This window comes from Streptomyces sp. NPDC007875 (genome assembly GCF_042868035.1).
Classification (GTDB): Bacteria; Actinomycetota; Actinomycetes; order Streptomycetales; family Streptomycetaceae; genus Streptomyces; species Streptomyces antimycoticus.
The window spans coordinates 305417-332124 of sequence record NZ_JBIADZ010000008.1 but is presented as its reverse complement, the minus strand read 5'-3'; the positions used below and the strand labels follow the sequence as shown (position 1 = coordinate 332124).

Genomic DNA, 26708 nt, shown 5'->3' with positions numbered 1-26708 from the left:
TCGTCGTCGCAGGTGGGAGTGGTACGGCCAGTCCGCTGGGATCATGTCCCCCGCGATCGTGCCCTTGCTGTACAAGGTGACCCGAAGCCTGCTGACTGTTCCATCGGTGCTCCTCCGTCGCGGGACAGCGAAGGACGCGGAACTGCTGGTGCTGCGGCACGAGAACGCGGTCCTGCGCCGCCAGTTAGCCGGACCGGTGCGCTACGAGCCCGCCGACCGGCTCTGGTTCACCGCCCTGTCCTCGCTGATACCCCGGCGCCACTGGCGTGAGATCTTCCCTGTCACCCCCGGCACCCTGCTCGCCTGGCATCGCAGGTTCCTCGCCGCGAAGTGGGACTACACCGCGCGCCGTCGCACCGGACGCCCACCCACCACGGCAGCGATCAAGAAACTCGTCCTACGGCTGGCCCGGGAGAATCCGAGGTGGGGGCACCGGCGGATCCAGGGGGAGCTGACCCGACTCGGGCACCGGATCGCCGCGTCGACAGTCTGGGAGATCCTGCATGCCGCGGGCGTCGATCCGGCGCCGCGCCGCGCAGGCCCCACCTGGCGCGAGTTCCTGACCGCGCAAGCCGAGGGCATCATCGCGGCAGACTTCTTCCACATCGACACCGCACTCGGCAAGCGGCTGTACGCGCTGGTGCTCCTCGAGCACGGCACCCGGCGACTGCACATCACCGGCGTCACCGCCCACCCGACACAGGACTGGGCCGTGCAGCAGGCGCGGAATCTCACCTCCGACCTGGGCCCACGTATCGGCTCCCTGCGCTTCTTGCTGCGCGACCGCGATGGCAAGTACGGCGAGACATTCGACGCCGTCTTCCAGGCCGAGGACATGGAGATCCTCAAAAGTGCGCCACAAGCTCCCCGTATGAACGCACACTGCGAACGCATCATCGGCAGCATCCGACGCGAAGTCCTCGACCACCTCTTGATCATGAACGAGGCCCACGCCCGCCATGTCCTTGCAGCCTATGAGCGGCACTACAACCAGCACCGACCCCATCAAGCCCGCAACCAGTTACCGCCCGACGCTGACCACCAACCGGCCACGGGGCACGACATCAGCCCCCGCAAAGTCCTGCGCACCCGGATCCTCGGTGGCGTCGTCAACGAGTACCGATATGCGGCATAACGTGCAGCGACGACTTTTCGAGCGGCACAGGCTGGCGGACACTGTGCAACGCCATCCGAAGATGGCTGCGCGCGGTGACTGAGCACACCGCAGTGGTCGTGGCACCCGCGCTCCGCGCTCACCCCGGCGCCCATCAGTGACTCGTGGAGCACCTCACGCGCCGAGGTGCGGTCCGCCTGGCGGGCTGTCTGGGTGGTGTCCGTTGGCGGACTGGATCTGCGGTGCGAGGGCACGCAGACGGGCGGCAAGTTCTGGCTGGTCGTAGCGGGTGAAGATCTGGGCGAGGCTGTCGACGAGGTTCATTCGGGCGGGCGTGGGGAGGTCCTGCACGAAGGTCTGGAGCAGGTGGGCGACTTGGACCCAAGCGGTATGTGGGGCGTAGGCAGTGATTTCTCGTGTCAGCTGACTGAGGGCGTCGATGGTGTTTCGGTCGGCGGCTTCGGGTTGGCGGATGAGCCAGTAGGCGAGCGCCAGGGTGGGCGTCGTGGACAGGGCTCGGTGCAGTTCTTCTGCCTGGTGCTGACGTTGACGGTTGGCATGTTCGTTCTGGGCCTCGTCGTGCATCCGGCGCTGGAGGCAGACGACCGCGTCGATGTCTGAGCTGTCAACTGTCAGTTGCACCTGGGCCCACAGGAGGCGGACGGGAGCATCGTCGAGGTCGTGTGAGCTGCCCAGTCGGCTGTTGATGTGGGTTTGGGCAGTCTGGTGTTCCGTAAGGGGATACAGGCCGCTCACGGTGCGGGCCGTTTCTAGGGCGTGGTGGGTGGCTGCCGCACGGGGGTCGTGGTGTTGCCGGGCGGCGGGTGTTTCCTCCCATCGTCCGGTCAGGTGTGCCTGGAAGTTGTAGCCGGGGGCGTTGCTGGGCAGCGCGTAGGTGATGTTGTTATTGGTGAGCTGGCCGGCCCGGGGAGCGGGCCAGCCAGCTCGGTTACGGTTGCGGCGCATGGGCGTCAGGGGGTGCGGCGGGGTCTTCGGCCCTCAGGCGGGTCAACAGCTGGTCGCGCAACTGGGTGGCGTCGCTGGGTTGTTGCGAGGGCGGTGCGGGGGTCCAGCTGTAGAGAAGGTTCTGCATGGCGATCATGCGTGGTGCGCTGTAGTGGGGGTCAGCGGGGCGGTGTACGGCGTGCAGGAAGATCTGCTGAATTGTGGGGCTGAAGTCGGGTGTGTCCAGTGCAGTCTGCATCCAGTACGCGAATGCCTGGGCCACGATCGGGGACCAGGCATTCGTGGGCAGGGCGCTGCGCCACATGTCGGTCAGCCACTCAGTCGTGATCTGTGAGTCTGTCAGGAGGGCTGGCCCGTTGGGCGTGCGGCGGGTGGCGAGGTGGGCGAAGGTGCTTTGTGCCGCCGACTGCTGGGGCTTGCGGTGGTCCCCAGCCCACTGGGTGAGCTGCTTATGGATGGCCGCTCGTTGGTCGTCCTGGTCCCACAAGACGTTGAGCGCCTGACTGATGGCTGCGGTGGCCTTGTCGCTGTGGACGGTGTCCTGGTGTGCGGGGGTGGCCAGTTCAGCGATTCTGCTCAGCATGCTGGTCGGGTAGATGGTGGCAAGTCTCTGGAAGGCCTGGATGAGGACGACTTTGAAGTCGGTGCTGAGAGCGTCCGTCTCTTTGGCCCATCTCCGGTAGGCGCTGCGGGCCAGAGCGCCGGCGTGGTCGTCGATTGCGGCGAGCACCAGCAGGTCGCATGCGGCGTCGTCGTAGGAGGAGGACCATTGTTCGGCCAGCGAGCGCAGGAGGCTCGTCCTGCGGTGGCGCGCGGTGTAGTGCACGGTCCAGTGGCTGACTCGCTGGGCCAGTGGTGCAGCCAGGTCTGATTCGCCCAGCGTGGTGACTTGGGCAGCGGTCCAGCGGGTGAACTCCTCCAGAAGGTGAGGGCGGTCGTCGAGGAAGTAGTCGACGACTGCTTCGGCGTAGTTGTTGTACCGGAAGCGGATGGTGCCGTCGGGCTGCAGGTCGGCGTTGGCTGTGTGTGTCAGTGCGACGACCCCCAGCCCCTGCTGGCCGCTGCGGGGCTCGGGCGTCTCTTTGAGTGCCGCGGCCAGGCTGGCGGACGCCTCGTAGATCTTGTCCGAGCTCGCGCCCTCCAGTACAGCGGCCGCCAGGAGGTAGTTGCGGTAGGCGCTGTCGCTATGGGTGTTGTGCCAGTTGAGAAGCTCGGTGCGCCAGTCTTCAGCGGCCTTGACCACCTCCAGGACCAAGCCCTTGAAGTAGTCGGTGTCGGGCGACGCGTCGGATGCCGGGCGGCCGTTGCGGCGTTCGATGTCCTCGGTGGTGATGATGGCATTCGCCCAGGCGGCCACTTGCGCCGGCAGAAGGGAGTCGAGGCTCCTGCTGATGGGCTCGGGCGAGAGCCATTTCTCAATGTTTATGGCGAATGGAGCCTGTTTCAGCTGCTTGCGCAGGATGTCCTTGCGTGGTGGCCCTTCCAGGGGGCTGGCGATTTCCGTTGCTCCCTGACCGCATTTGGCCCATGCCGTGATGCTCATCAGGACGACGAGACAGGATCCCTCGGGCAGCCGGTCTGCGTCCTCGACCAGTTCGCGGCCGAAGCCGGCGGAAGGCTGCTCCGCGCGCAGATCCAGGATCCATCCAGTCTTGGTCTCTTGCAGTCCTGCCATGCCGAACGGCGCATCTGGTTCCCGGCGCACTTGGCGGATGTTCTCGCCAACACGACGGCCCAGTACGTCAAGGGCGGTACTGAAGCGGCCACTGCCGTGTACTCCCGTCAGGACGACGACCGGCCATTGGTTCAGGATCTTGTGTATGGCCTGGTCGTCGTCTTCGTTGCGGACGTAGGTCTTCAGCTGTGCAGCGACTTCTGCCGGGGGCAGTGTGACGCCTCGTAGCCGGCGGAATCCCTGCTCGATGAGAGTGCCGATGACGGTGCCGCGGTTTGTGCCGATACGCTGGCTGACCTGTCCGGTCCAACCGGGTTCGGTGATCTCCTCGTGGAGGTCGGTGTCTTCCAAGCTGCCGTCGGCTTCAGGGGTTCGTTGTTGCGTGGGAGCGTCCGGCTTCTCCCGGGTTTGGGGTGTCGGGACGTCTTCGGGGAAGCCGGGGACAGGGGAGACTCCATGCTCGCCAGGTTCGGATGCGTTGGACGACGCCGTGGTTGGGTCAGGAGCGGGCGCCGAGAGGGGGTGTGGTGCAGGGGATGGGGAAGTGGCCGGGGGTGCGTCCGGGGTTTGCGGCGAGGCGGCGCTGGAGGTCACAGGAGGTCCTTCTGGAGGCTGGCACGGGAAGTGAGGATTCAATCCTGGGATCGCCTGGCAGGGCTTCCGATGTTCCGGGCACGCATGCCGGTGACTGTGGCCCCTTCGGCGACAGTGGTGATGTCCTGGTCTGTCTCCGCGTATCCACTGATGGTTTCGTCGGCATGCATGCCGGTGACGTGGCCGTGCACGGTGTCGATCTTCTGCCGAGAAAAGGGACCAGAAGGCTGCCGGTCCCCCTCCCCCTGGAACGTCAGCCGCTGTCCGTAGAGCTCCTCTAGCCTGCCGCGCAGCCGCCCCAGCACCCGTAGCAGCTCGGGATTACCCACGTCGACGGGCGACTCACCGCGGTGGTACGAGCCGAGAGCATCGCGCAGCAGCTCCAGCTCTCCCCGGTGCGTCGCGAGTCGCTCCTCATCGACGGTCAGCGGCAGGGTCAACTCGCCCCGCAGCGGCACGGATGCCGCCAAGTCGGCCTCCGGTGCGCCATGCCGGTCCAGAAGGTTCGCAAGACGCTGGTAGAGGAACGTGAACGTGGCCGGCAGCCCGGCACCGAGCAACGCGGATAGAGCACTGAAGTCAGACATGAACTCCCCCTGGCTCGCGTCGATTCATGCCAGAAATTCTCACTCGCACACCAACGGCGAAATCACCTCTTTGAAAATATGACCGAAAGGCATCCATTCCCCCTCCGTCACAGACGTTTCTCCTGTATCAGGAGTCACTTAAGTGAGAACGCTTATGACTTCACGTCTCGTATTCGCGGCCTGGTTCCGCCCTCGGTTTCCCGTGTACAGGTCCCTTGTCATGTCCGGCTCTTGGGCTCTGCGGCGGGAGATGCCCGTGCAGCCGGTAGACCAACTCATCAGGGTGCCTGGCCAGGCGTTCTCGGCGCCAAGCGGCATCGAAGGAGAGCTGGCCACGGCTACGGGCCATGGCCCAAGCGGCACGGCTGCTAGTGATGGGCGACAGCAGTAATCGCGCGAGAGTCAGACGCATACCGTTCAGCGTGACCGTTCGGATTCCGGGCGACTGATGCTTCTCTCGCACTCTTGGGACGCAGGACGCACCCGCATCGCGAACCAGACATCGCGATATTGGCGAGCGAGGCTCTTCCCTCTTGGAGCCTGCACCCTTTAGCTCCTACAAGGCCAGGTCGATCTCTCCCCGAAATCGCACCTAAAGCGATTTCCTGATCGCATTTCCTGACCGGACGCAAGGGCGCGTTCTGGCCTGTGCCGCTCCTCAGGCCCCAGCGCAGGCCGACTGCTCGGCGGGATCGCACCGCGTGGGCGTCTGGAGGCACGCCGAGATTGCCGTCCAACCGGGAGGCAGTTACTCAATGTCCCTGTGGGTGCCGGAAACTGTGTCACCCGAGGTGACCGGCGGGCTCGGATCTGCCAGAGCACAGGAAGCCGGCGAGTGCTGTGCGGCATCATGCTGGGTCGTGGCGATACGTCTGATCTATCAGCTCGCGTGTCAGCTCTTCCGATGGCTTGCGCTGCTGGCCCGGTCGAGTGCGGCGAAAGACGTCGAGATCTTGATGCTCCGGCACCAGCTCACTGTCGCGCAACGCATCCAGCCACGACCTCAATTTTCCTGGAGCGATCGGGCTGTCATGGCAGCGCTGCTCCGGATGGTGAACAAGCACCAGCGTGCACGGCTGGCGTTGCTGGTCACTCCACGGTCGGTCCCGCGCTGGCACGCACGCCTCGTCGCCCGGAAGTGGACCTATCCACACCGCCGTCCAGGCCGACCGCCGACGCCGGAAGCACTGCGGCAGCTGGTCCTGCGCCTCGCACGGGAGAACCCGGGGTGGGGATATCGACGGATCCACGGCGAACTGCTCGACCTGGGACGCAAAGTCGGCCCCTCGACCGTCTGGGAGATCTTGCAGAAGGCCGGGATCGACCCCGCACCCCAGCGCACCCTGGCCCGTCTTCCTCAAAGCCCAGGCCTCCGCCATCGTGGCCACCGACCTCTTCCACATCGACACGGTCTTCCTGCGTCGCTGGTTCGTGCTGTTCTTCATCGACCACGGCACCCGCCGCGTGCACATCGCCGGCGTCACCCGGCACCCGACCGGCCCCTGGATCACCCAGCAAGCGCGGAACTACCTCATGGACCTCGGTGACCGCGCAGAGTCGATCGGATTCCTCATCCGGGACCGCGGCGCCTACTTCACCGCCAGCTTCGACACCGCCTTCCAGACGGCCGGCATACGCGTGATACCCACACTGCCCGCTGTGCCACGGATGAACGCCATCGCCGAACGCTGGATCGGATCATGCCGACGCAAGGCCACCGACCACATCCTGATCACCGGAGAACGCCACCTCCGCCTCGTCACCGGCGAGTACACGAAGCACCACAACAGACACCGGCCGCACCGATCCCTCGGACAACGGCCACCAGACCAACTCACCAGCCCCGAGCCGCCCATCGCCAGGGACAACACTCGCATTCGTCGACGCGACCGACTCGGCGGCCTTATCCACGAATACTCGCAGGTCGCATAGCGTGACACAGATTCCGGCACCCACAGGCAAGCGCTTGTCCGCTTGGCACACTGTTTTTCGCCGAGAAACCCCCGCCGACTGTCTCGCCACAGCGCTCCAGAGCCGGATACGGCACTCGCGCCCTGGGAGTGACCTATCTGCCGGCGGACGCCAAGGGGCTTTGCCTCGCCTTGACGCAGGTCGCTCGCAACGACCAGGACGCCCGCGTGCGACCTGCCCGCGAAAACCGACTCAGCGACATCACCGACAGTCCCCCCATCCCTGTCGCATGGGGAGCGCGACTCCGTGCTCCCACCCTGAAAGGAGGTCGAAAGCCGACAAGGGCCCTTATGCCTCTCGATGCAGAGAGCATCCGAATCGACCGGGTGACCCCAGGGGCCTACGGTTGACGACGGCACACAGGGGCGCGGTACGGCGCTGTAGGTGTACCGGATCGGGTGACGGACAAACCGGGCACCGTTGACACGTCTGCGAGTTGGGAGCACGAGGGCTCCCAGAGGGCTCCCCATTGCTCCCAGCCCGGAAACGGTTAAGGCCGCTTCCGCTACCCGCGGAAACGGCCTCCGACCTGCGAAAACGCTGGTCGGGACGACAGGATTTGAACCTGCGACCCCTTGACCCCCAGTCAAGTGCGCTACCAAGCTGCGCCACGTCCCGATGCTCGTTCGGCTTGGGCTTTCCCCTCGCCGACCGCGCATGAAGAACAATACCGCACCTCAGGGGGTGGCCGCTGCCACCCCCGGGTGAAGATCGGGAGTCCGGCGGGACCAGCTGGGGTGTTCGCACAGCGGGGTGGGGTGGTTGCTCAGCGTTAGCAGGGGCTGTGGGTGGCGGGGTTGGCGGGGAGGTGGCTTGACCTGAAGTTGGGTTTAAGTTGCACGCTCGGTCCATGACTTTCACCGACGTTCACACCGCACATGGGTACGACGATCTTCCTCGGCTGATGAGTCTGATGACCGGGGACGAGAAGCACGGGCCGGCCGCGACCTCGACGCTTGACGTGGTCTGGGTGCTCTACGACCGGGTGCTGCGGGTCTCGCCGGAGGCCGTGGATGCTCCCAACCGGGATCGCTTCCTGCTGTCCAAGGGGCACGGGCCAATGGCGTACTACGCCGTGCTCGCCGCCAAGGGGTTCCTGCCCGAGTCGCTGCTGCCGGGGTTCGGGGCGTACGAGTCGCCGCTGGGGCACCATCCGGATCGGGTGCTCGTACCGGGTGCCGAGATCAGCAGTGGCTCGCTCGGGCATGGGCTGCCGTTGGCCGTGGGGAGTGCGCTCGGGTTGCGGGCGCGGGGGCTCTCCGGGGCGGCGGTGTGGGTGCTCGTCGGCGACGCCGAGCTGGACGAGGGCAGCAATCACGAGGCGATCGCGTATGCGGGGGCCATCGGGCTGGAGCGGCTGCACACGGTCGTTGTCGACAACGCCTCCGCCACCCATGGCCGGCCCGGGGGCATCGCCGCGCGCTTCGAGGCCGCGGGGTGGTCCACGGCGATCGTGGACGGGCGTGATCACCAGGCGCTGTACGAGGCGTACACCGCGCCGCACCCAGGGCGGCCGCATGCCGTGGTGGCCCGGGTCGAGGCCAAGGTCTGATGCGTTTCCAGGGTGAGAGGAACTGTCTTCATGGACACCATGCGTGAGCGTTTCGCCGCCACCGCCTCCCGTCTTCTCGACGACGACCCCCGGCTGGCCGTCGTGCTGGCGGAGATCGGTAAGGACGGCTTCATCGACGCGGCCCGGGCGCATCCCGACCGGGTGATCAATGTCGGCATCCGCGAGCAGTTGCTGGTCGGCGTCGGCGGTGGACTGGCCCTGACCGGGATGCGGCCGATTCTGCACACCTTCGCCAGTTTTCTGGTCGAGCGGCCCTTTGAGCAGGTCAAGCTGGACTTCGGGCATCAGGGCGTGGGCGGGGTGCTGGTGAGCGCGGCCGGTTCGTACGACTGGCCCGCGGGCGGCTATACCCATATGGCCCCCGGCGATGTGGCCCTGCTGGACACGCTCGACGGCTGGACCGTCCATGTGCCCGGCCATCCGAACGAGGCCGAGACCCTGCTGCGGGACGCGGTCGCGGCCGGTGACGACTCGGTGTACGTCCGGCTGTCGGCGCACTCCAACTCCGCCCCTCGGGACATCGCCCCTGGCCGTTTCCTGACCGTACGGGAGGGGCGCGGCGGCGTGGTGATCGCGGTCGGGCCGATGCTCGACAGCGTGCTCACGGCCGTCGAGGGGCTGGATGTGACCGTGTTGTACGCCACTACGGTGCGGCCCTTCGACGAGCGGACGTTGCGAGCGACGGCCGGGGCGGGCGCGGGAGCCGGGGCGGCAGTCGATGTCGTGCTTGTCGAGCCGTATCTCGCGGGCACCTCGACCGCCGCCGTCAACGACGCGCTCGCCGATCGTCCGCATCGGGTGCTCGGCCTGGGCATCCTCCGGCGCGAGCTGCGCCGCTACGGCACGATCGACGAGCATCTCGCGGGTCAGGGGCTGGACCCGGCGTCGTTGCGCGAGCGCATCTCCGACTTCCTGCGCTGAGGCGGTGGCTCCGCCGGGGCCGGGCGGCCCACGGTTCAGAGGTGCTTTTCCAGCCAGGTCAGCAGGTCCTGCTGGACCTCGTCCCGGTTGGTCTCGTTGAGGATCTCGTGGCGGGCCCCCTGGTATCCCTTCCAGCTCAGCTCCCGCGTGCCGCCGTAGCGGAAGTCCTCCAGGAGTTCGTAGACGAGCGTCATCCCCTGGTTGCACGGATCCTCGGTGCCCACCGCCAGATGCACCGGCAGCGCGGCCGGGATACGGGCCTGGTGGCGCGGGTCGTTGATCTTACGGACGCCATGGACCCAGTCCAGGGACAGCCCGGCGCTGAACGCGAAGCCGCACCGCTCGTCCGCCGCGTACGCGGCCACCTCCGCCGCGTCGCGCGAGAGCCACTCGAAGCCCGTCCGGTCCTGAAGGGACTCGTACGGGTCGTTGAACGAGGCGAAGAGGGCCGGGGTGAAGGTGGACGGGGCGGTCCGGCCCCGTTCCGCGATCTCTTGGGCGATGCCCTCCAGCGCCTCCTCGGTCTCGGCCCCCGGCAGGGAGCGGAAGGTCCCGGAGAGGATCAGCCCGGCCAGTTCCTCGCCGTACTCCTGGGCGCAGTCGCGGGCCAGCATCGAACCCATGCTGTGGCCGAGCAGGACCAGCGGCGCGCGGGGGTGCGCGGCCCGGGCGCGGTCGCCGATGGCACGCAGATCCGAGACGATCGCCCGCCAGCTGTCGCCCTCCTCACCCACGACGCCGAAGCCGCCCGTCGACTCGGCGGTGGCTCCGTGGCCGCGGTGGTCCGAGGCGACCACCGCATAGCCGTGCGCGGCGAGGAAGCGGGCGAACCGGTCGTAGCGCCGGGCGTGTTCGGCGGCGCCATGGGCGATCTGGACGATCGCGCGCGGGGCGCCGTTCGCCGGCAGCCAGGTGTAGGTCGCGACCCGCACACCGTCGGGCATGGGCAGATGGTCGGTGCGGTGGGTGATACCGCCGTCGGGCATTCCGTCTCATCTCCTGGTGCTCATCGATCTGGTGCACATCGATCTGGTGCTGGTCGGTCTGTGTCTGTGCTGATCGGTCTCGTGCTGATCGGTCTCGTGCTGATCGGTCTCGTGCTGATCGGTCTCGTGCTGATCGGTCTCGTGCTGGTCGGTCTGTGCGAGTCGGTCCGGTGGGTCTGGTGTGAGTCGGTCTGGCGTGCAGGGGTGCCGACGGAAGCCCACTCTCCCTTTGCCGGGCCCGCAAGCCAAGGGCATCGACGCGCTCTTGTCCTCCGGGGCGTGGGGGGTGTAACGATCAAGGGCTTGGTACCGCGTATCGACTCCTGATCCATGCAACTCCCTTGCTCCAGGAGGACCGTTGGACACCCACGACGCTTCGCTCTCCCCCGCCTCCGCAGCCGCCTCCGCCCTGTCGCGGCGGCGTTTTCTGCAGGCAGCCGCCGCGGGCACCGCCGCTGCCACCGCGGCCACCCTGCCCTTCGAGACGGCCGCCGCCGCACCGGCCCGGCCGGGCTCGCTCTCCTTCACCGCCGCCACCAACGGCGCCGCGACCCTCTCCCCGTCCGGCGACCGCATGATCGCCGAGGTCCAGAACGTCCTGTGGTCGGTCGCCCGTAAGGGCGGCGAGGCGATATCGCTCACACCGGCCGATCTGGAGCCCACCCGGCCGGTGTACTCCCCCGATGGAAAGCTGCTGGCCGTCTGTGCCTACCGGGGCGGCGGATTCCATATCTGGACGCTGCGCCCCGACGGCTCCGGCTTGCGCCAGCGAACGGATGGTCCGTGGGACGACCGCGGTCCGGCCTGGTCGCCCGACGGCACCCGGATCGCCTTCGCCTCCGAGCGCGGCGGCGACCCCGTGGCGGGCAGCCCGTACCGGATCTGGGTGCTGGAGGTGGCCACCGGTGAGCTCACCCGGCTCACGGGCGTGGACGGCCAGGACGGGCCGCTCCAGGACGGCGCCTGGGAGGACTTCGACCCCACCTGGTCCGCGGACGGCGAGCGGGTGCTGTTCGTGCGCGGTGCGCTCGCGGGGACGACGCTGAACGCCCGTACGGTCGCCTCCGTACGGGCCGACGGCACCGGTCCGGTCACGGCCGAGCACACCGATCCCACCGCCGACGCCCAGGTGATGACGCCGTCCGTGTCGGCGGACGGCCATCTCGCCTATCTGCGGACCACGGCCGCCCCGGCCGCCTCCTGCACGCTGGTCGTGGCCGGGGAGCCGGTGGCGATCACGGGGGATGTGCAGCCCGTGCCGCCCCGTTGGGTGTCACGGGAGGAGCTGCTGCTCACCGTCGACGGGCGGTTCCGGGTGTTCCGGGTCTCCCCGGCGGTACGGTCCGGCGCGGCCGGAAACGGTGAGGAATCCGACCGTAAGGACGTCGCGTACGAGGAGATCCCCTTCTCCGCCACCCTCCCGGTGGACCGGCCCCGGTATCGCGTCAAGCGGTACGACTTCGACGGTGGCGGGGTGCGGCCGGTGCGCGGGCTGCATCTGCCCGCGCTCTCTCCTGACGGCCGTAAGGTGGCCTTCGCCGCCCTCAACTCCCTCTGGGTCGCCGATGTCTCCGGCGGCCGCGCCCCGCGCCGGGTCGTACGGGCGGCCCCCACCCGGTATCTGCTGGCCCCCACCTGGACGCCCGACGGACGCGCCCTGGTCTACGCCGACGACCGCGACGGGCTGCTGGCCGCGCGCCGCCGGGACCTCGCCTCGGGCGAGGAGACCGTGCTGGCCTCCGGCGGCAGGGTGCATCCGGCGCTCTCCCCTGACGGCAAGCGGCTCGTCAGTGTCGACATGTCGGGAAACCTGGTCCTGCGCGATCTCGGCGCCGGTACGGAACGGGTGCTCGCCGCGCCGATGGGCGCCGGCGGACTGCCCGGCCGGCCGAGCTGGTCGCCCGACGGACGCTATGTCGCCCTGTGCGATCGCAACCGGCTGAACCAGCGATTCCGCGAGGGCTACAACCTGATCCGGGTGATCGACACCGACACCGGTACGGCCAGGCAGCATGCCGTCGCACCGCACACCTCCCTCTCCGACCGCTATGACTCCGGACCCGTCTGGTCCCCCGATGGCCGCCATATGGCGCTCATCGTCGAGTCCGCCCTGTGGCTGCTGCCGGTGAGGGCGGACGGCACTCCCGACGGCGCGCCGCGCCGGCTGACCGACGAGGCCGCCGACCATCCCTCCTGGTCCGGCGACTCCCGCCACGTCCTGTATCTGTCGGCGGGCCGACTGCGACTGCTGGACGTCGAGCGCGGCACCGCCCGGACGGTCCGCGTCCCACTGGACCACCGGCGGCCGCGACCCGCGGACACGGTCGTCCACGCCGGTCGGTTCTGGGACGGCACCGGGGGTGAGGGCGACGCCGGTCGTGACGGCAGTAAGGGCGGCACGGTCCGCGAGGACGTGGACCTCGTGGTGCGCGGCGGACGCATCGCGGCCGTGGAGGCCCACCGGGCCGGGCGGCCCGCGAAACGGCGTGTCGACGCGTCCGACCGCACCGTCATCCCGGGGCTGTGGGACGCCCATACCCACCCCTGGCAGTACACCTATGGCGGCCGTCAGACCGCCCTGCAGCTCGCCTACGGCATCACCACGGCCGTTTCCCTCGGCGGGTTCGCCTATGAGCAGGCGCGCCTCAGGGAGGCCGTCGCGGCGGGCGCCCTGGCCGGGCCGCGGCTGCTGGCCACCGGCGAGCTGCTGGACGGACCGCGCGTCGCGTACAGCATGGGCCGGGCACATCGCACCCGGGACGGTCTGCGGCGCTCTTTGGAGCGCGGTGCCGCGCTCGACTGGGACTTCGTCAAGACATACGTGCGCGCGCCGGGATGGATCATGGAGGAGGCGGCCCGGTTCGCACATGAGCGGCTCGGTGTGCGCACCGGCAGCCATCTGTGCTCACCGGGCATACAGCTCGGACAGGACCTGACGACACATCTGCAGGCCACTCAGCGGCTGGAGTACGGGCACGCCACGACGGCGTCCGGGCACTCCCAGCAGGACGTGACGGAGATCTACACCGCGACCTCCGACTTCCGGCTCATCGCCACGCCGTTCACGGCCTCACCCCTGGTGGGCGCGGACCCCTCGCTGGCGGAGGACGAGCGGGTCACCCGGCTGATGCCGCCGTGGGACACCGCGCTCGTACGGCAGCTGGCCGGGACGCCGCCGACGTCGGACCAACTCACCACACTGGGCACCGAGATCGGGGTCTACCGGCGGATTCTGGCCGAGGGCGGGGTGGTGGCCCTGGGGACGGACCAGCCGCTGGTGCCGGTGGGCCTCCATCTGCATCTGGCCCTGCGCGCCCTGCACCGGTTCGGGCTGTCACCGCAGGAGGCGCTGCGGACGGCGACCATCCTGCCGGCGCGGGCCTTCGGTGCCGATCGCGACCTGGGGACCCTGGAGGTCGGGAAGCTGGCGGATCTGACGGTCGTGGACGGCGATCCCTTCACGGACTTCGACACGCTGGTAAGGACGGTGTCGGTGCTGCGGGGCGGGGTGCCGTACGAACAGCGCGAGCTGGTCGAGTCCTTCCCGGGGGCCGGTGCCGCGGCGCCGCACGGGCGGTCGGCGGATGAGTGGCTGGAGGTGGGGCGGCTGTTGCGGCGCGACTCCTGCTGCTCCGTGGAGGGCTGAGGGCGCTGGGGGTGGGGCGGGGGCTCCGGTCCCCGCCCCACCCCCGCCCCCGCCTGGTTCCCGGCCGCCTCGCCCCGGTTGCGGCCTCGCCTCGCCCTGGCCCGTGGCGTCCGGTCCCGTTCCGCGATGGCCTTCAGGGCCTCGTGGGGCACCGCACTGCGGGCCGGACAGCGCCGGATGGCCGGGGTCGGTCAGGACGCGAACCTGGCGGTCGAATTGGCCCCGGACTCAAAGGGAGTCCGGCCAAGGGGGTTCCTCTGGTCGGGGGTTCGGATGGCGGGCGGACCGAGGATCGGAGCCGGGGGCCGAGACGGTCACCGAGGGACGTCGAGCCTGGCCAGGGAGCCCGTTTCCAGGGCGCACCACAGCGCGCCGCCGTACGGGGCGATGCCGTGCGGTTCGCAGTCGGCCCGGGGCAGGTCGTACGCCGTGATCCGGCCGTCGGTGGTGATGCGCCCGATCCCGCCGCGGCCCCATTCGGTGAACCACAGCGCCCCGTCGGGGCCGTGGGTGATGGCGTGCGGCCGCGCCTCGCGGTCGGGCAGCGGGTACTCGGTGACGGTGCCGTCCACCGTGACGCGGCCGATCTGCCCCGCGCCGATCTCGGTGAACCACAGGGCGCCGTCCGGCCCTTGGGCGATGCCCACCGGCGCGGCGGCCTCGGTCGGCAGGGGGTGGGCGGTCGTCAGGCCGTCCATGGCGATCCGGCCGATGGCGTTGCCCTGGTTGAGGGTGAACCACATCGCGCCGTCGGGACCGGCCGCCAGGGCGGACGGGAAGGCTCCGGGCGCGGGGTACTCGGTGATGTCGCCGTCCATGGCGATCCGCCCGATGCGGTCGGCACCCGACAGCGTGAACCACATGGCCCCGTCCGGGCCCGCGGCGATCCCGAAAGGGCCGCCGTCGGCGGTCGGCGGTTCGTAGGAGGAGGCCGTGCCGTCCACGGTGATCCGGCCGATGCGGTGGGTGCCGTACTCGCTGAACCACAGGGCGCCGTCGGGCCCTTGGGCGATCACCGTCGGCTTGGCTCCCACGGGGTGGACGGTGATCCTGCCGTCCGCGTCCCTGCGGCCGATCGCGCCCTGGTGGGCCAGGGTGAACCACAGGGCGCCGTCGGGGCCTCCGGTGAGCGCGTAGGGCCCCGCGTCCGGCTCGCTGACGGTGAAGACGCGGACCGGGTCGGCGAGCCATCGGCCGATCCGGTCCAGCAGCACCTCGCCCGGCTCGGACAGGTGGAAGGCGTGTGGCATGTCCTCGTACTCCTCCAGGCACACGCTCACCCCGGCGGCGTCGGCCGCCTGGGCGAAGCGGCGGGCGTCGTCCAGGAGCACCTCATCCGTGCCGACGGCGATCAGCAGTGGCGGCAGCCCGCGCGGATCCCCGTACAGCGGCGACTGCGGAGCCTGGTCGGCGGGCGCGCCGGCCAGGTACTGGGCGCGTATGGAGCCGAGGGCGGCCCGGCTCATGACGTCCTTACCGTCGTTGGCGGCAAGCGACGCACCGGTAAGGGCGAAGTCGGTGACGGGTGAGACCACGACCGCGGCGCCGGGCCGCGGACCGCCGGTCCGCCCGATCTCCAGCAGGGCGGACAGCACCAGCGTGGCCCCGGCCGACTCACCCGCGAGTACGACCTCGGCGGCGGGGACGCCCTCGTCCAGCACCCTCCGCCAGGCGGCCAGAACGTCCTCGATCGCCGCGGGATAGGGGTGTTCGGGCGCCAGCCGGTAGTCCACCCGCAGGGCGGGGCGTCCGGTCGCCTTCGACAGCCGATAGGCCATCACCCGCTCGGCCTCGGGCATGGTGTGGGCGAACCCGCCACCGTGCACATAGATCACCGCGCCGCCCCGGGCGCCGGGCGCGCGGACCCAGTCGCCGCGCACCTCGGCGTCGTCCGGGAGCGGGGCGGCGATCAGCGCGTCGGCGCGGTGCCGGACCGCTCGGGCCGCCTCGGGCGTCGTGGGAACGGCGATGACGTTCAGCAAGGGTCCTCCGTCGTGGGGTGGTCCGGACTCGCGAGGGCCGGGATCAACTCCCGTAGGGAAAATCACTCTGCACGACCAGCACGAGGAGGCCCTGGCCGCCGCTCTCACCGAGGCGTCCGGCGTCCTCGAAGCGGAGGCCACCCGGGCGTTCGCCCTGCTGGCACGCTGCCGTCCGCGCGTCGGTCAACGCGCCACCGTCAGCGCGCCGCCCTCAACGCGGCCGTAAGGGCGGCGGGCGCCTCCGCCAGCGAGGGGCCGTACCAGGTGAGGTGACGGCCGCTGACCAGGGCCGCCGGGAGGCCGGGGAACGCCTCGGGGCCGTCGTCGGCCGTGAAGCGATACGGCTCGTCGGGCAGCACCACCAGATCCGCGTTCCGCGCCGTCAGCTCCTCGATCGGGATGCGGGGATAGCGCTCGGGATGCGTGCTGTAGAGGTGCCGTACGCCCAGCCGGGCCAGGATGTCACCGGCGAAGGTGTCGCGGCCCAGCACCATCCACGGACGCCGCCACACCGGTACGACGGCCTGCCGCGCCGGGCCACTGGCCCGTACGTCCGCCCAGGCGGCCTCGGCCGCGTCCAGCCAGCCGGGCCGGGCCAGTCCGCAGCCGCGCACCAGGACCCGCTCCAGCTCGGTGAACGCCTGGTCCAGGGTGCGCACTTCGGTCACCAGGACCTCGAGACCGGCGGCGCGCAGCGCGGCGAGGTCGGAGGGGCGGTTCTCCTCCTCGTTGGCGATCACGAGATCCGGTGCGAGGGCGGCGATCCGGGCGGTGTCGGGGTTCTTGGTGCCGCCGATGCGCTCGGCGGCCAGGCCGGGCGGATGGGTGCACCAGTCGGTCACTCCGGCCAGCAGCTCCGGCGCGGCGGCGGCGACGGCCTCGGTGAGCGAGGGCACGAGGGACACCACGCTTCGTACGGGGGTGCGAGAGCTCATCGCTCCACCGTACGGCGCGACCGGTCTCGCGGTTCCGCGATGCCGGATACGGGCCGTAGGGCCCCCGCATGAGCCGTAAGGCCGGGATGCGAGCCGTAAGGCCCGCACTGGGCCGCCTCCCCCAGCGCCTCCCACGGCCAGGCGGCCCGGCCGCCGCTGCCGCGGTCGCCCTCCGACAGCAGCCCGACCATCGTGAACAGCTTGTCGCTGAAGCCGCCGATCTCGTACCGGTTCGGCCGACCGGTGTCGATGGACGTGGCCGCGTAGCCGGTGGTGTTGACGCCGAACACCGGCACCCGCGCCGGAACGGCCTCCGAGACCGGCACGGACCGGCCCCCGCGCGCAGGGGCGAACGCCTGCATGTCCGAGACGATCACCACCCGGTCGTGGCCGCGGTAGGCCGCCCGCAGCGCCGCCCCCGTCTCCGTGCCATGCCCGACCTCGCCGATCCGCGCGCAGAATCCCTCGATGTCGCGGAGCACCGAACCCCCCGGGGTCAGCCGGTGGCCGAAGTGCCCGGAGGCGAAGCCGACCAGGTCCACCTGGCAGCCGCGGTGCGCGAGCGCGACGCCGAAGAGCGCGCCGATGTCCACATGGCGCACCTGGGCGCGGCCCGAGACCGGCGCCTGCATGGAGCCGGAGGTGTCGACCAGCACGAGGGTGCGGCCCGGCAGCGCCGGGACGGCCGCCGTGGCCGCGGTCAGCGCCCGGTCCAGGGCGTGGCCCCAGCGCAGCGACGGCGCGGCCCGGTACGCGGACAGGAAGCGGTACGGGAACTGACGGGAGCGGGCCACCTCCGCCGGGTCGGCCAGCCGTGCCGCGACCCGCTCGGCGACCGCGTCCGGCAGCCCGGCCTCGTCGAGGTTGCGCAGATTGCGCAGCAGCGCCATGTAGCCCATCGAGGGCAGCACGGCCTGCCAGGCCACCGCGTCCATCGGCCCCTGCAGCCAGCCCGCGAGCGCCTCCCAGGTCATCCCGGCGCTGCGGAGCGCTTCGGCGGCGTCCGGGCGCTCCAGCACGGCGCGCCGCTCCCACTGCGGCAGGGCGGTCAGCCGGGCGCGGGCGCGCAGGGCGCGCAGCGAGACCGGGGGCGCGGCGTCCCGGTGGTGACGGCGGTCGATGGCGTGCCGGAACAGCTCGCTCTGCCACGGCTTTTCGGGGTCCGGAGCGGCGTGCACCAGCTCCAGGACGTCGGCGAAGCGGAAGCCGTGGCCTTCGGTGTCGTGCTTGAGCAGCGAGCGCTCGGTGTAGAGACGGCGGGCGGCGTCGGCGAGGCCGCGCTTGACCGGCTTGGGCAGCGCGCGGCCGTGGTGGGCGGTCCAGTAGGCGAGGAACTCACCGGGCTCGTCGGCGCGCAGACACGCGGCGTCCACGATGCGGCGGTTGCCGCCGTGCAGCCCGGCCGCGAGACGTGCCACGACGGCCTCGGCGGCGGCGACCAGCGAGGCGGTGCGCATCTGTGCCTCGCCGCGCAGCCAGGTGATGAAGCGCGCGGTCCAGTCGGCGTCCTCGACGGCGACGGTGCGGACGAGGGTGCGGAAGCGGTCGTCGCGGTCGCCGGAGGACTCGTAGAAGGTCTGCTCGCCGACCATGTTCACCACGGCCAGGAGCACCAGTTCGGACTTGCTGTCGCGGGTGACGGCGGCGCCGCCCTCATAGGTGGTCGTCGGGGCCGTGGTGGTCGCCGTGGCCGTGGCGCGCCGGATGGCGCGGTTGAACTTCGTCATGCGGTCATGCCTCTCCCCCGAGTGGGCATAGGAGGGAGGCGGCGCACCGGTGCGTCGGCAGCGCCTGAGGTCGAAAGTGGGCGGCGGACTGCTCTGGGAATGGAAGTAACCGCGGCCCGCGCACCAGGCGCTCCGATGCCGTGCGCGCGCCTCCCGAGATCAGAGTCGACGACGGTACGTTTCCCACCCCGCACCGGCGGGGTGTTTCAGGAATCGAACCCAAATCGACCGAAGTAACCGTCGTCTTCGCACCGGGAGGTGCGTTCACGGATACGACAGTAGGGGGCCGGTTCCTCGGCCGTCATCCGGTTTTCTCCGCCCGGAGGACGCAGACCACAACACCGCGGCCCGGAGCGGGTGCTCCGGGCCGCGGTGTGTGCGTGGTGTCCGCGGTGGGTCAGCAGACCACCTGGTGGCAGGTCAGGAAGCCACCGGCGCCATCTTGTCGACGATGCCGGGGTGAGCGTCCATCCACTTCTGGACACCCTTCTCCTCGTTGCCCTTACCGGCGTCCTGGATCGACGCCTCCAGGCTCGCGAGTTCCTTCTCGGTCATGTGCCACTTCTTCAGCCACCCGTTGAACTCGGGGAACTTCTTCGGGAAGGACTTGTTGGCGAGCGTGTGGAGCTGGTTGCTGGCCCCGAACGCCTTCTTCGGGTCGGCGAGCTTGGTCAGCTTGTACTTGCTGTAGGCCCAGTGCGGGGTCCACAAGACGACCGCGACGGGCTCCTTCTTGGCGTACGAGCGCTCCAGCTCCGCCAGCATCGCCGGCGAGGAGCCGTCACTGACCTTGTACTCCTTGTCCAGTCCGTACTGCTTGAGCACCTGGCCCTTCAGGATCTTCATCTCGCCGGTCCCGGGTTCGATACCGACGATCTTGCCGCCGAAGGTGCCGGCCTTCCCCTTGAGGTCGGCGAGCGACTTCACGTCCTTGACGTAGGACGGCACCGCGATCTCCAGGGAGGTCTTGTCGTACCACGACCCGACGTCGACCAGGTTCTTCTTGTATCTGTCCCAGTACTGCTTCTGGGCGACCGGTAGCCAGCCGTCGAACTCGACATCGACCTGTCCGGTGCTCATGCCGGTGAACATCGAGCCGACGTCGTACTGCTTGATCTCCGGCTTGTAGCCACGCCGCTCGAGGACGTTCTTCCACAGGTAGGTGGTGGCGATGTCCTCGTCCCACGGGAAGTAGCCGATCTTCGGCGCGGCGCCCGCGTCCTTGCCCTTCTGCTCGCCGCCGGGCACCGGGGCAAGCTTGTTGACCAGGCCCGGGTTCTTCTTGAGCCAGGCGCGAACGCCCTCCTGCTCCTTGCCCTTACCGGCGTCCTGGATCGCCGCCTCCAGGCTGGTGAGCTGCTTCTCGTCCAGCTTGAAGTTCTTGATCCACTTGGCGACCTGCGGGTTGTCCTTGGAGAAGCCCTTGCGCGCGAGGGAGTCGATGCGGTCGCCCTTGCCGAAGGCGCCCTTGGGGTCCTTCAGCTTGACGAGGTCGTACTTGTTGTACGCCCAGTGCGGGGACCACAGGGTGACCGCGATCGGCTCCTTCTTGGCGTAGGAGCGGTCCAGCTGGGAGAGCATGGCCGCGGTGGAGCCCTTGACCAGGGAGAAGTTCTTGTTCAGGCCGTAGCCCGGCATGACCTTGTCCTGCATCAGCTTCATCTCACCGGCACCGGGCTCGATGCCGACGATCTTCTTCTTGAAGGTGCTGGACTTCTTCTCCAGGTCCTCCAGGGTCTTGACGCCCTTGACGTACGAGGGCACCGCGACCTCCAGGGAGGTGGGGCCGTACCAGGAGCCGAGGTTCTCCAGCTTGTTCTTGTACTTCGCCCAGTACGAGGCGTGGGTGGTGGGCAGCCAGGAGTCCGTCTCGAAGTCGATGTTGCCCGCGGCCATGCCGGTGTACAGCGCGCCGACGTCGTACGACTGGACCTTGGGCTTGAAGCCGCGCTGCTCCAGAAGCTCCTTCCACAGGAAGGTGGAGGCAACGCCCTCGTCCCAGTTGATGTATCCGATGTTGACCGACTGGCCCTTGCCGACGTTGGCGGAAACCTCGGGTCCCTTTTCGTCGCCGCCGAACATGCTCATGCCGCCGGCGACCAGCGCCAGGACGACGACGCCGACCATGGCGACGGAGGTCGCCGGGCGCCAGTGCAGCACCTTGAGGCCGCTGAGCGCCTTGGCCTTCTCCTTGGCCAGTGCACGGCGGGCCAGCGGGGAGACGCGCTGGTTGAGCGCGCTGGTCATCCGGTCCAGGTACATGGCCAGGATGACCACCGCGATACCGCCCTCGAAGCCCATGGCGACGTCGACGGAGCTGATCGCCTGGAAGACGGTGGAGCCCAGACCCTCGGCGCCGACCATGCCGGCGATGACGACCATGGACAGCGCCAGCATGATCACCTGGTTGACGCCCGCCATGATGGTGGGCAGGGCCAGCGGGAGCTGGACGCGCAGGAGGGTGCGGCGCGGATGGGTGCCGAAGGCGTCGGCTGCCTCGACCAGCTCCGCATCCACCTGCCGGATACCCAGTTCCGTCATGCGGACGCCCGGGGGCATCGAGAAGATGACGGTGGCGACGACGCCGGGGACCACCCCGAGGCCGAAGAAGAAGATGCCGGGGATCAGGTAGACGAAGGCGGGCATCGTCTGCATGAAGTCCAGCACCGGACGGATCACGGCGCTCACCGCGCGGTTGCGCGAGGCCCAGATGCCCAGCGGCACCGCGAACACGATGGTGATCACACCGGCGACCAGCACCAGTGCGAGGGTGTTCATCGCCTCGCCCCACAACTCGATCGAGTCGATGAGGGCGAATCCCAGGAAGGCGAGCACGGCGGGCAGCAGCCCGCGCAGCCACCAGGCGAGCAGCGCCAGGATGCCCGCGAACAGCAGCGGCTCGGGGCCGCTGAGCACGGTGTTCAGCCCGTCGTACATGCCCTGCACGACGCTGGAGATGAAGTCGAAGAGCCAGCTCAGATTGTCTCGGAGCCAGTTGACGCCGGAGTTGATCCAGTCGCCGAGCTGAAGCCTAGGCACCGGTGATCACCTTCTTGGCGGCCTGGGGCGCATCCGGGCTGTCACCGGCCGGCGGCTGCGCGCCGTCGGGTCCGGACTCCGGCTCGCCGAGGACGGCGAGCAGCCGGGCGCGGGTGACGACGCCGACGAGCGCACCGTCGTCGTCGGTGACGGCGACCGCGACCCCGCTGCGCGAACAGGGCCGGAACAGCTCGATGATCGGCGTGGACTCGGGGACGGTAGCGGGGGCGGCCGCCAGCACGTCCTGCTCGGTACGGAGCGTGGTGCCGTCGTCGGTCTTGCTGCCCAGTGCCTCGCTCGGTTCGGCCATGATCGCACCGGCGGTGAGCACCCGGCTGCGGTCGACGTCCTGGGTGAAGGAGGCGACGTAGTCGTTGGCCGGGGTGACCAGGATGTCCTCGGCGGTGCCGATCTGGACGATCTGGCCGTCGCGCATCACGGCGATACGGTCACCGAGCCGCATGGCCTCGTTCAGGTCGTGGGTGATGAAGACGATGGTCTTCTTGAGCCGCTTCTGCAGCTGGAGCAGCTGGTCCTGCATATCGCGCCGGATCAGCGGGTCGAGCGCGCTGAAGGACTCGTCCATCAGCAGCATGTCGGCGTCGGTGGCCAGGGCGCGGGCGAGCCCGACGCGCTGCTGCATACCACCGGAGAGCTCATCGGGCCAGGACTTCTCCCAGCCGGCCAGGCCCACCATCTCCAGCGCCTCGGTGGCGCGCCGGACGCGCTCCTCGCGCGGCACACCCTGCACCTCGAGGCCGTAGGCGGCGTTCTCCAGCACGCTGCGGTGCGGGAAGAGGGCGAAGTGCTGGAAGACCATGCTGATCTTGCGGGACCGCACCTCGCGCAGATCCTTGGGGCTGAGCACGGTCAGGTCGTCGTCGTCGAACAGCACGCGTCCCGCGGTCGGCTCCAGCAGTCCGTTCAGCATGCGCAGCAGCGTGGACTTACCGGATCCGGACAGACCCATGACGACGAAGATCTGACCCTCCTCGACGGTGAAGGAGGCATCGATGACCGCTGCTGTCGTCCCGCTCGCGCGGAGCTCTTCACGGTCCGCGCCGCTCTCGAGCTGCGCCACCGCCTCATCGGGTCGTCTGCCGAACACCTTGTACAGGCGTTCGGCTCGCAATGTGGCCACATGTACCTCTCAGATCGCACCAAAAAACGACCCGCCACCCCCGCCGGCGGGTCGTGGAGCGGCACGGCATCGGACCGCGGGACCGCCGCAATAGTTGAAGTACTGAACGGGTTCGCTCCGGGGGCGCGCCTGCCCTGATCGGTTTGGCGTAAACCAAACGGTGATCCAGCTCACATTATCCCAGGAGTTCCGCCCGTCGGGTAGTGCATGATCGGGGGTGTGACGCGACGCCTGATGCTCCTCGACACCGCCTCCCTCTACTTCCGAGCCTATTTCGGAGTGCCGGATTCGGTCCGGGCCCCCGACGGCACGCCGGTGAACGCCGTGCGCGGGCTCCTCGACTTCATCGCCCGGCTCGTCCAGGACCACCACCCGGACGACCTGGTGGCCTGCATGGACTTCGACTGGCGCCCGGCCTGGCGGGTCGCGCTGATCCCCACGTACAAGGCCCACCGGGTCGCCGAGGAGGCCCCGGAGGGCGCCGGGGTGGACCAGGAGGAGGTGCCGGACACCCTCTCCCCGCAGGTCCCGGTGATCGACGAGGTGCTCGACGCGATCGGCATCGCGCGAGTGGGCGCCGCGGACTACGAGGCCGACGATGTGATCGGCACGCTCACGGGCCGGGCGAGCGGCCCGGTCGACATCGTCACCGGCGACCGCGATCTGTTCCAGCTGGTGGACGACGAGCGCGGGGTGCGGGTGCTCTACCCCGTCAAGGGCGTGGGCACGCTACAGCTGGTCGACGAGTCCTACGTACGCGAGAAGTACGGGGTCGACGGCCGGGGGTACGCGGATCTGGCGCTGCTGCGCGGCGACCCCAGCGACGGGCTGCCGGGGGTGCCCGGCGTCGGCGAGAAGACCGCCGCCAAGCTGCTGGCCGCCTTTGGCGACCTGGCCGGGATCATGGCCGCGGTCGACGACCCCGCCGCCAAGCTGACCCCCACCCAGCGCAAGCGGCTGGACGAGGCGCGGCCGTATGTCGAGGTCGCCCCGAAGGTGGTGCGGGTCGCCCCGGATGTGGCGCTGCCGACCTTCGACCCGGAGCTGCCGCGGTCACCGCGCGACCCCGGGGCCGTGGAGGCGCTGGCGGAACGGTGGGGCTTGGGCGGATCTTTGCGCAGATTGCTATCCACTCTCGAGGGGTGAGCTGTTAGGTTAGGTATACCTAACTCTAATTGATCAGGGAGGCGCCATGGCGGACCGTCCGGCCCGTAAGACGCGCACGCCGCATCGCGCACAGGTGGTGCGCACCGACCGGCTGACCCCGCACATGGTGCGGGTCGTCCTGGGCGGCGACGGCCTCGCCGACTTCCACGCGGGCGAGTGGACCGATCACTACATCAAGCTGCTCTTCCCGACCGGGGGCGCCACCTACCCCGAGCCGTTCGACCTGGAGCGGATCCGCGCCGACTTCCCGCGCGAGCAGTGGCCGGTCACGCGGACGTACACGGTCCGGGCCTGGGATCCGGCGGCCCGCGAGCTGACGGTGGACTTCGTGACCCATGGCGACGAGGGGCTGGCCGGGCCGTGGGCCTCGCAGGTCCAGCCGGGCGAGGAGATCCACTTCATGGGGCCGGGCGGCGCCTACGCCCCGGGCGCCGAGGCCGACTGGCATCTGCTCGCGGGGGACGAGAGCGCGCTGCCCGCGATCGCCGCCGCACTGGAGCGGCTCACCGACAGCCTGGCGGGCGGCGCGGCCGCAGTGCCGGTGCACGCGTTCATCGAGGTGGCGGACGAGGCGGAGGAGCTCAAGCTCACCGTGCCCGAGGGGGCCCGGGTGAGCTGGCTGCACCGGGGCACCGCACCGGTCGGCGAGGCGCTGGTGGCGGCCGTCCGGGAGCTGGAGTTCCCGCCCGGGCAGGTGCACGCCTTCGTCCACGGCGAGGCGGGCTTCGTGAAGGAGATCCGCCGCCATCTGCGCCTCGAGCACCAGATCCCGCGCGAGCGGCTGTCCATCTCCGGTTACTGGCGGCGCGGCCATGACGAGGACGGCTGGCAGGCGTCGAAGCGGGAGTGGAACCAGCAGGTCGAGGCGGAGCAGGAGAAGGCGCGGCCCGAGGAGGCCGCGGCGTAGCGGACGCGGCGCGTACGACCATCAGGCCCCGGCCGGGAGCATCCGGCCGGGGCCGTTGTGTGTTCCTGCCTCAGCAGGCACGGCAACGTACCGGCGTCGATCCGGCGGCGGAGAGCGCACTCCGGCTCACAGGAAATGACCGCGAAGCATTGACATATGGTCATATGAGCTTCACACGCGCCCTTTTCGCACCTTCCGCACCTATCGCTCTTTTGGTTCACTCGCATCGAGCGAGAGTTTCGGCACCGCAGTAGATCTCGGCGCCGACCAGTTCTCTGCACGACTCGCCCTACTACGGCCGGCACCCAGGCACGAGTCACTCTCAAAGTCGCCATCACCGGTCATGCCCTCTCCGCTGAGGGCCGTGGCGTCCCGGGGCCGTGGGGCCCATCTCCCTCCCACACCTCTGCACAGCGGAACCCGGTGCGGTCAACGGTCGCGTTGCCCATCCCTCCCGCTCCCGGCACACCCACACACCAGATCAAGACGATCAAAGAGGAGAAAGCTCATGCCCATCACCTCCCTCACCCCCAGCCAAGGCACGGTCGGCACTACCGTCAACATCAACGGCACGGCACTGGGCACCACCGTCTCGGTGAACTTCGGCGGCGCCGTCGTCAGCCCGACGTCGGTCTCCGCCACCCTGGTCACCTTCGTGGTTCCCTCCAGCGCACCGTGCTCGGGTCAGGTCTCGGTCAGCACCAACCTGTCGAACGGGACCAAGACGAACGCGGTGCCGTTCTTCGTCATCGTGAGGCCGACGACCACGGGGCTGAGCGAGACGTGCCTGCCCGCCGCCGGTGGTGCCATCACGGTCTTCGGTACCGGCTTCGCGGCCGGGGGCACTGTCAACGTGGGCGCCCTCACCCCGGTCGCGTTCGCCGCCGGCGGCAGCAACGCCCAGGTCACCGTCACCGCTCCGGCCCACACCCCGGCCGGCTGCTTCGACACCCAGCAGGTCACGGTCACCACGGCCGGCGGCACAGGCACCGCGGGCACCGCCCTGATCGACTACTACAACGCGCCGAGTCTGACCGCCGCCACACTGGCCCCCGCCACGGGCCCGGCGGGGACCGAGACCACCATCTCCGACGCCACCTGCCTCATCGGCGTCACCGACGTCACGTTCACCGACTCGGCAGCCACCGTCTTCGCGGGCCTGCCCTTCACGCCCATCGACGACACCTCCCTCGTCACCGCGGTGCCCGCCGCGGCGGCCGCGGGCGCCGGAGCCTTCACGGTCACCACGTGTGGTGGCACATCCGGCCCCGCCGCCTTCACGGTCACCTGATCCACCGACCGTGGCCGGGTAGGAACGACACCCCGCACGGTCCCCGCTCGGATCAACGCCGCGTGGCACACGCTGAGCGCCGATCCCCCGCGCCCTGGCCGACAGCCGCCGGTCAGGGCGCGGTCGTCCTCACGCCATAAGAAGGAGAACGAGCATCATGGCTCCCGTAGTGACCAGCGTGACTCCCTCTCAGGGCAATCCATCGGGGGGCACCCCCGTCACGATCAACGGTTCCGGTTTCACCGGCGCCACCGTGATCAGGTTCGGTTCCAACCTGGCCACCCATGTGGTCGTCGTGAGCAGTACGCAGATCACTGCCAGAACCCCAGCGGGAAGCGGCACGGTGAAGGTGACCGTCACGGGACCGACGGGGACCAGCACCCAGAACGTGTTCTTCACCTATACGACGGTCGCGGCTCCGGTGCTCACCGCGCTCAGTCCGGCCTCGGGGCCTACCTCCGGCGGCAACACCGTCACCATCACCGG

Annotated in this window: 20 protein-coding genes, 1 tRNA gene and 1 pseudogene; 11 read left to right on the top strand and 11 right to left on the bottom strand. The window is 69.6% G+C overall.

The annotated features are described in order from the left end of the window. The first annotated feature begins 43 nt into the window (after positions 1-43). Positions 44-1135: an integrase core domain-containing protein gene (locus ACFYOY_RS19410; RefSeq protein WP_330816569.1), complete on the top strand. Its 1092-nt coding sequence runs from the start codon at positions 44-46 to the stop codon at positions 1133-1135. A 153-nt stretch (positions 1136-1288) separates the two neighbouring features. On the opposite strand, the gene ACFYOY_RS19405 is transcribed toward ACFYOY_RS19410, so the two are convergent. The 3 genes from ACFYOY_RS19405 to ACFYOY_RS19395 form a co-directional block, all read right to left on the bottom strand. Beyond that, positions 1289-2080 (bottom strand): hypothetical protein, encoded by a 792-nt coding sequence (locus ACFYOY_RS19405; RefSeq protein ID WP_330816570.1) that lies wholly within the window; start codon positions 2078-2080, stop codon positions 1289-1291. Next, positions 2064-4106, bottom strand: a complete 2043-nt coding sequence (locus tag ACFYOY_RS19400; RefSeq protein ID WP_388588260.1) for a hypothetical protein — start codon at positions 4104-4106, stop codon at positions 2064-2066. Before ACFYOY_RS19400 ends, ACFYOY_RS19405 begins: the two co-directional genes overlap by 17 nt. A gap of 281 nt (positions 4107-4387) precedes the next feature. Beyond that, the gene (locus ACFYOY_RS19395; protein WP_208522029.1) at positions 4388-4936 is read right to left on the bottom strand and encodes a hypothetical protein; all 549 of its coding nucleotides are present in this window, start codon (positions 4934-4936) and stop codon (positions 4388-4390) included. 755 nt (positions 4937-5691) lie between these two features. Between ACFYOY_RS19395 and ACFYOY_RS19390 the strand changes: the two genes are divergently transcribed. Continuing rightward, positions 5692-6483, top strand: coding sequence for a helix-turn-helix domain-containing protein (locus ACFYOY_RS19390; protein WP_388588257.1), 792 nt, complete (start codon positions 5692-5694; stop codon positions 6481-6483). Further along, positions 6368-6868, top strand: a complete 501-nt coding sequence (locus ACFYOY_RS19385; RefSeq protein ID WP_388588254.1) for an integrase core domain-containing protein — start codon at positions 6368-6370, stop codon at positions 6866-6868. Before ACFYOY_RS19390 ends, ACFYOY_RS19385 begins: the two co-directional genes overlap by 116 nt. A 580-nt stretch (positions 6869-7448) precedes the next feature. Here ACFYOY_RS19385 and ACFYOY_RS19380 read toward each other — a convergent pair. Continuing rightward, positions 7449-7525, bottom strand: a tRNA-Pro gene (locus tag ACFYOY_RS19380). A 232-nt stretch (positions 7526-7757) separates the two neighbouring features. Here ACFYOY_RS19380 and ACFYOY_RS19375 point away from each other — a divergent pair. After that, positions 7758-8459: a transketolase gene (locus tag ACFYOY_RS19375; RefSeq protein WP_388588251.1), complete on the top strand. Its 702-nt coding sequence runs from the start codon at positions 7758-7760 to the stop codon at positions 8457-8459. A 30-nt stretch (positions 8460-8489) separates the two neighbouring features. Then, positions 8490-9401: a transketolase gene (locus tag ACFYOY_RS19370; protein ID WP_351885733.1), complete on the top strand. Its 912-nt coding sequence runs from the start codon at positions 8490-8492 to the stop codon at positions 9399-9401. A 35-nt stretch (positions 9402-9436) separates the two neighbouring features. Here ACFYOY_RS19370 and ACFYOY_RS19365 read toward each other — a convergent pair whose 3' ends face one another. Further along, positions 9437-10387: an alpha/beta hydrolase gene (locus tag ACFYOY_RS19365; RefSeq protein ID WP_351885735.1), complete on the bottom strand. Its 951-nt coding sequence runs from the start codon at positions 10385-10387 to the stop codon at positions 9437-9439. Positions 10388-10447: 60 nt separating this feature from the next. On the opposite strand from ACFYOY_RS19365, the gene ACFYOY_RS19360 reads away from it, so the two are divergent. Beyond that, positions 10448-10714 carry a hypothetical protein gene (locus ACFYOY_RS19360; RefSeq protein ID WP_388588247.1) on the top strand — a complete coding sequence of 89 codons (267 nt, stop codon included), beginning with the start codon at positions 10448-10450 and terminating at the stop codon, positions 10712-10714. Positions 10715-10745: 31 nt separating this feature from the next. Then, positions 10746-14033: an amidohydrolase family protein gene (locus ACFYOY_RS19355; protein ID WP_388588244.1), complete on the top strand. Its 3288-nt coding sequence runs from the start codon at positions 10746-10748 to the stop codon at positions 14031-14033. A gap of 314 nt (positions 14034-14347) precedes the next feature. On the opposite strand, the gene ACFYOY_RS19350 is transcribed toward ACFYOY_RS19355, so the two are convergent. The 6 genes and pseudogenes from ACFYOY_RS19350 to ACFYOY_RS19325 form a co-directional block, all read right to left on the bottom strand. Beyond that, complete coding sequence (locus tag ACFYOY_RS19350; protein WP_388588379.1) at positions 14348-15244, bottom strand: virginiamycin B lyase; 897 nt, start codon at positions 15242-15244, stop codon at positions 14348-14350. 33 nt (positions 15245-15277) lie between these two features. Beyond that, positions 15278-15859 (bottom strand): annotated as a pseudogene (locus tag ACFYOY_RS19345) (alpha/beta hydrolase); the annotation flags it as partial. 353 nt (positions 15860-16212) lie between these two features. Then, positions 16213-16950: a helical backbone metal receptor gene (locus tag ACFYOY_RS19340; protein ID WP_388588241.1), complete on the bottom strand. Its 738-nt coding sequence runs from the start codon at positions 16948-16950 to the stop codon at positions 16213-16215. After that, positions 16947-18677, bottom strand: coding sequence for a TROVE domain-containing protein (locus ACFYOY_RS19335; protein WP_351885749.1), 1731 nt, complete (start codon positions 18675-18677; stop codon positions 16947-16949). Before ACFYOY_RS19335 ends, ACFYOY_RS19340 begins: the two co-directional genes overlap by 4 nt. A 420-nt stretch (positions 18678-19097) precedes the next feature. Beyond that, a complete protein-coding gene (locus tag ACFYOY_RS19330) occupies positions 19098-21716 on the bottom strand; it encodes an ABC transporter permease/substrate binding protein (RefSeq protein ID WP_388588238.1) in 2619 nt (872 codons plus the stop codon). Then, positions 21709-22857, bottom strand: a complete 1149-nt coding sequence (locus tag ACFYOY_RS19325) for a glycine betaine/L-proline ABC transporter ATP-binding protein (protein ID WP_351885755.1) — start codon at positions 22855-22857, stop codon at positions 21709-21711. The genes ACFYOY_RS19330 and ACFYOY_RS19325 overlap by 8 nt, the downstream gene beginning before the upstream one ends. A 234-nt stretch (positions 22858-23091) precedes the next feature. Between ACFYOY_RS19325 and ACFYOY_RS19320 the strand changes: the two genes are divergently transcribed. From ACFYOY_RS19320 to ACFYOY_RS19305, 4 genes are all read left to right on the top strand, one after another. Next, entirely contained in the window at positions 23092-24003 is a 912-nt protein-coding gene (locus ACFYOY_RS19320; RefSeq protein ID WP_388588376.1) for a 5'-3' exonuclease H3TH domain-containing protein, read from the top strand. A gap of 46 nt (positions 24004-24049) precedes the next feature. Beyond that, the gene (locus ACFYOY_RS19315) at positions 24050-24931 is read left to right on the top strand and encodes a siderophore-interacting protein (RefSeq protein ID WP_351885758.1); all 882 of its coding nucleotides are present in this window, start codon (positions 24050-24052) and stop codon (positions 24929-24931) included. Between the two features lie 508 nt (positions 24932-25439). Continuing rightward, on the top strand, positions 25440-26222 hold the full coding sequence (locus tag ACFYOY_RS19310) for an IPT/TIG domain-containing protein (protein WP_351885761.1): 783 nt from the start codon (positions 25440-25442) through the stop codon (positions 26220-26222). A gap of 157 nt (positions 26223-26379) precedes the next feature. Next, a partial coding sequence (locus ACFYOY_RS19305) for an IPT/TIG domain-containing protein (RefSeq protein ID WP_388588233.1) occupies positions 26380-26708 on the top strand: 329 nt, incomplete at its 3' end.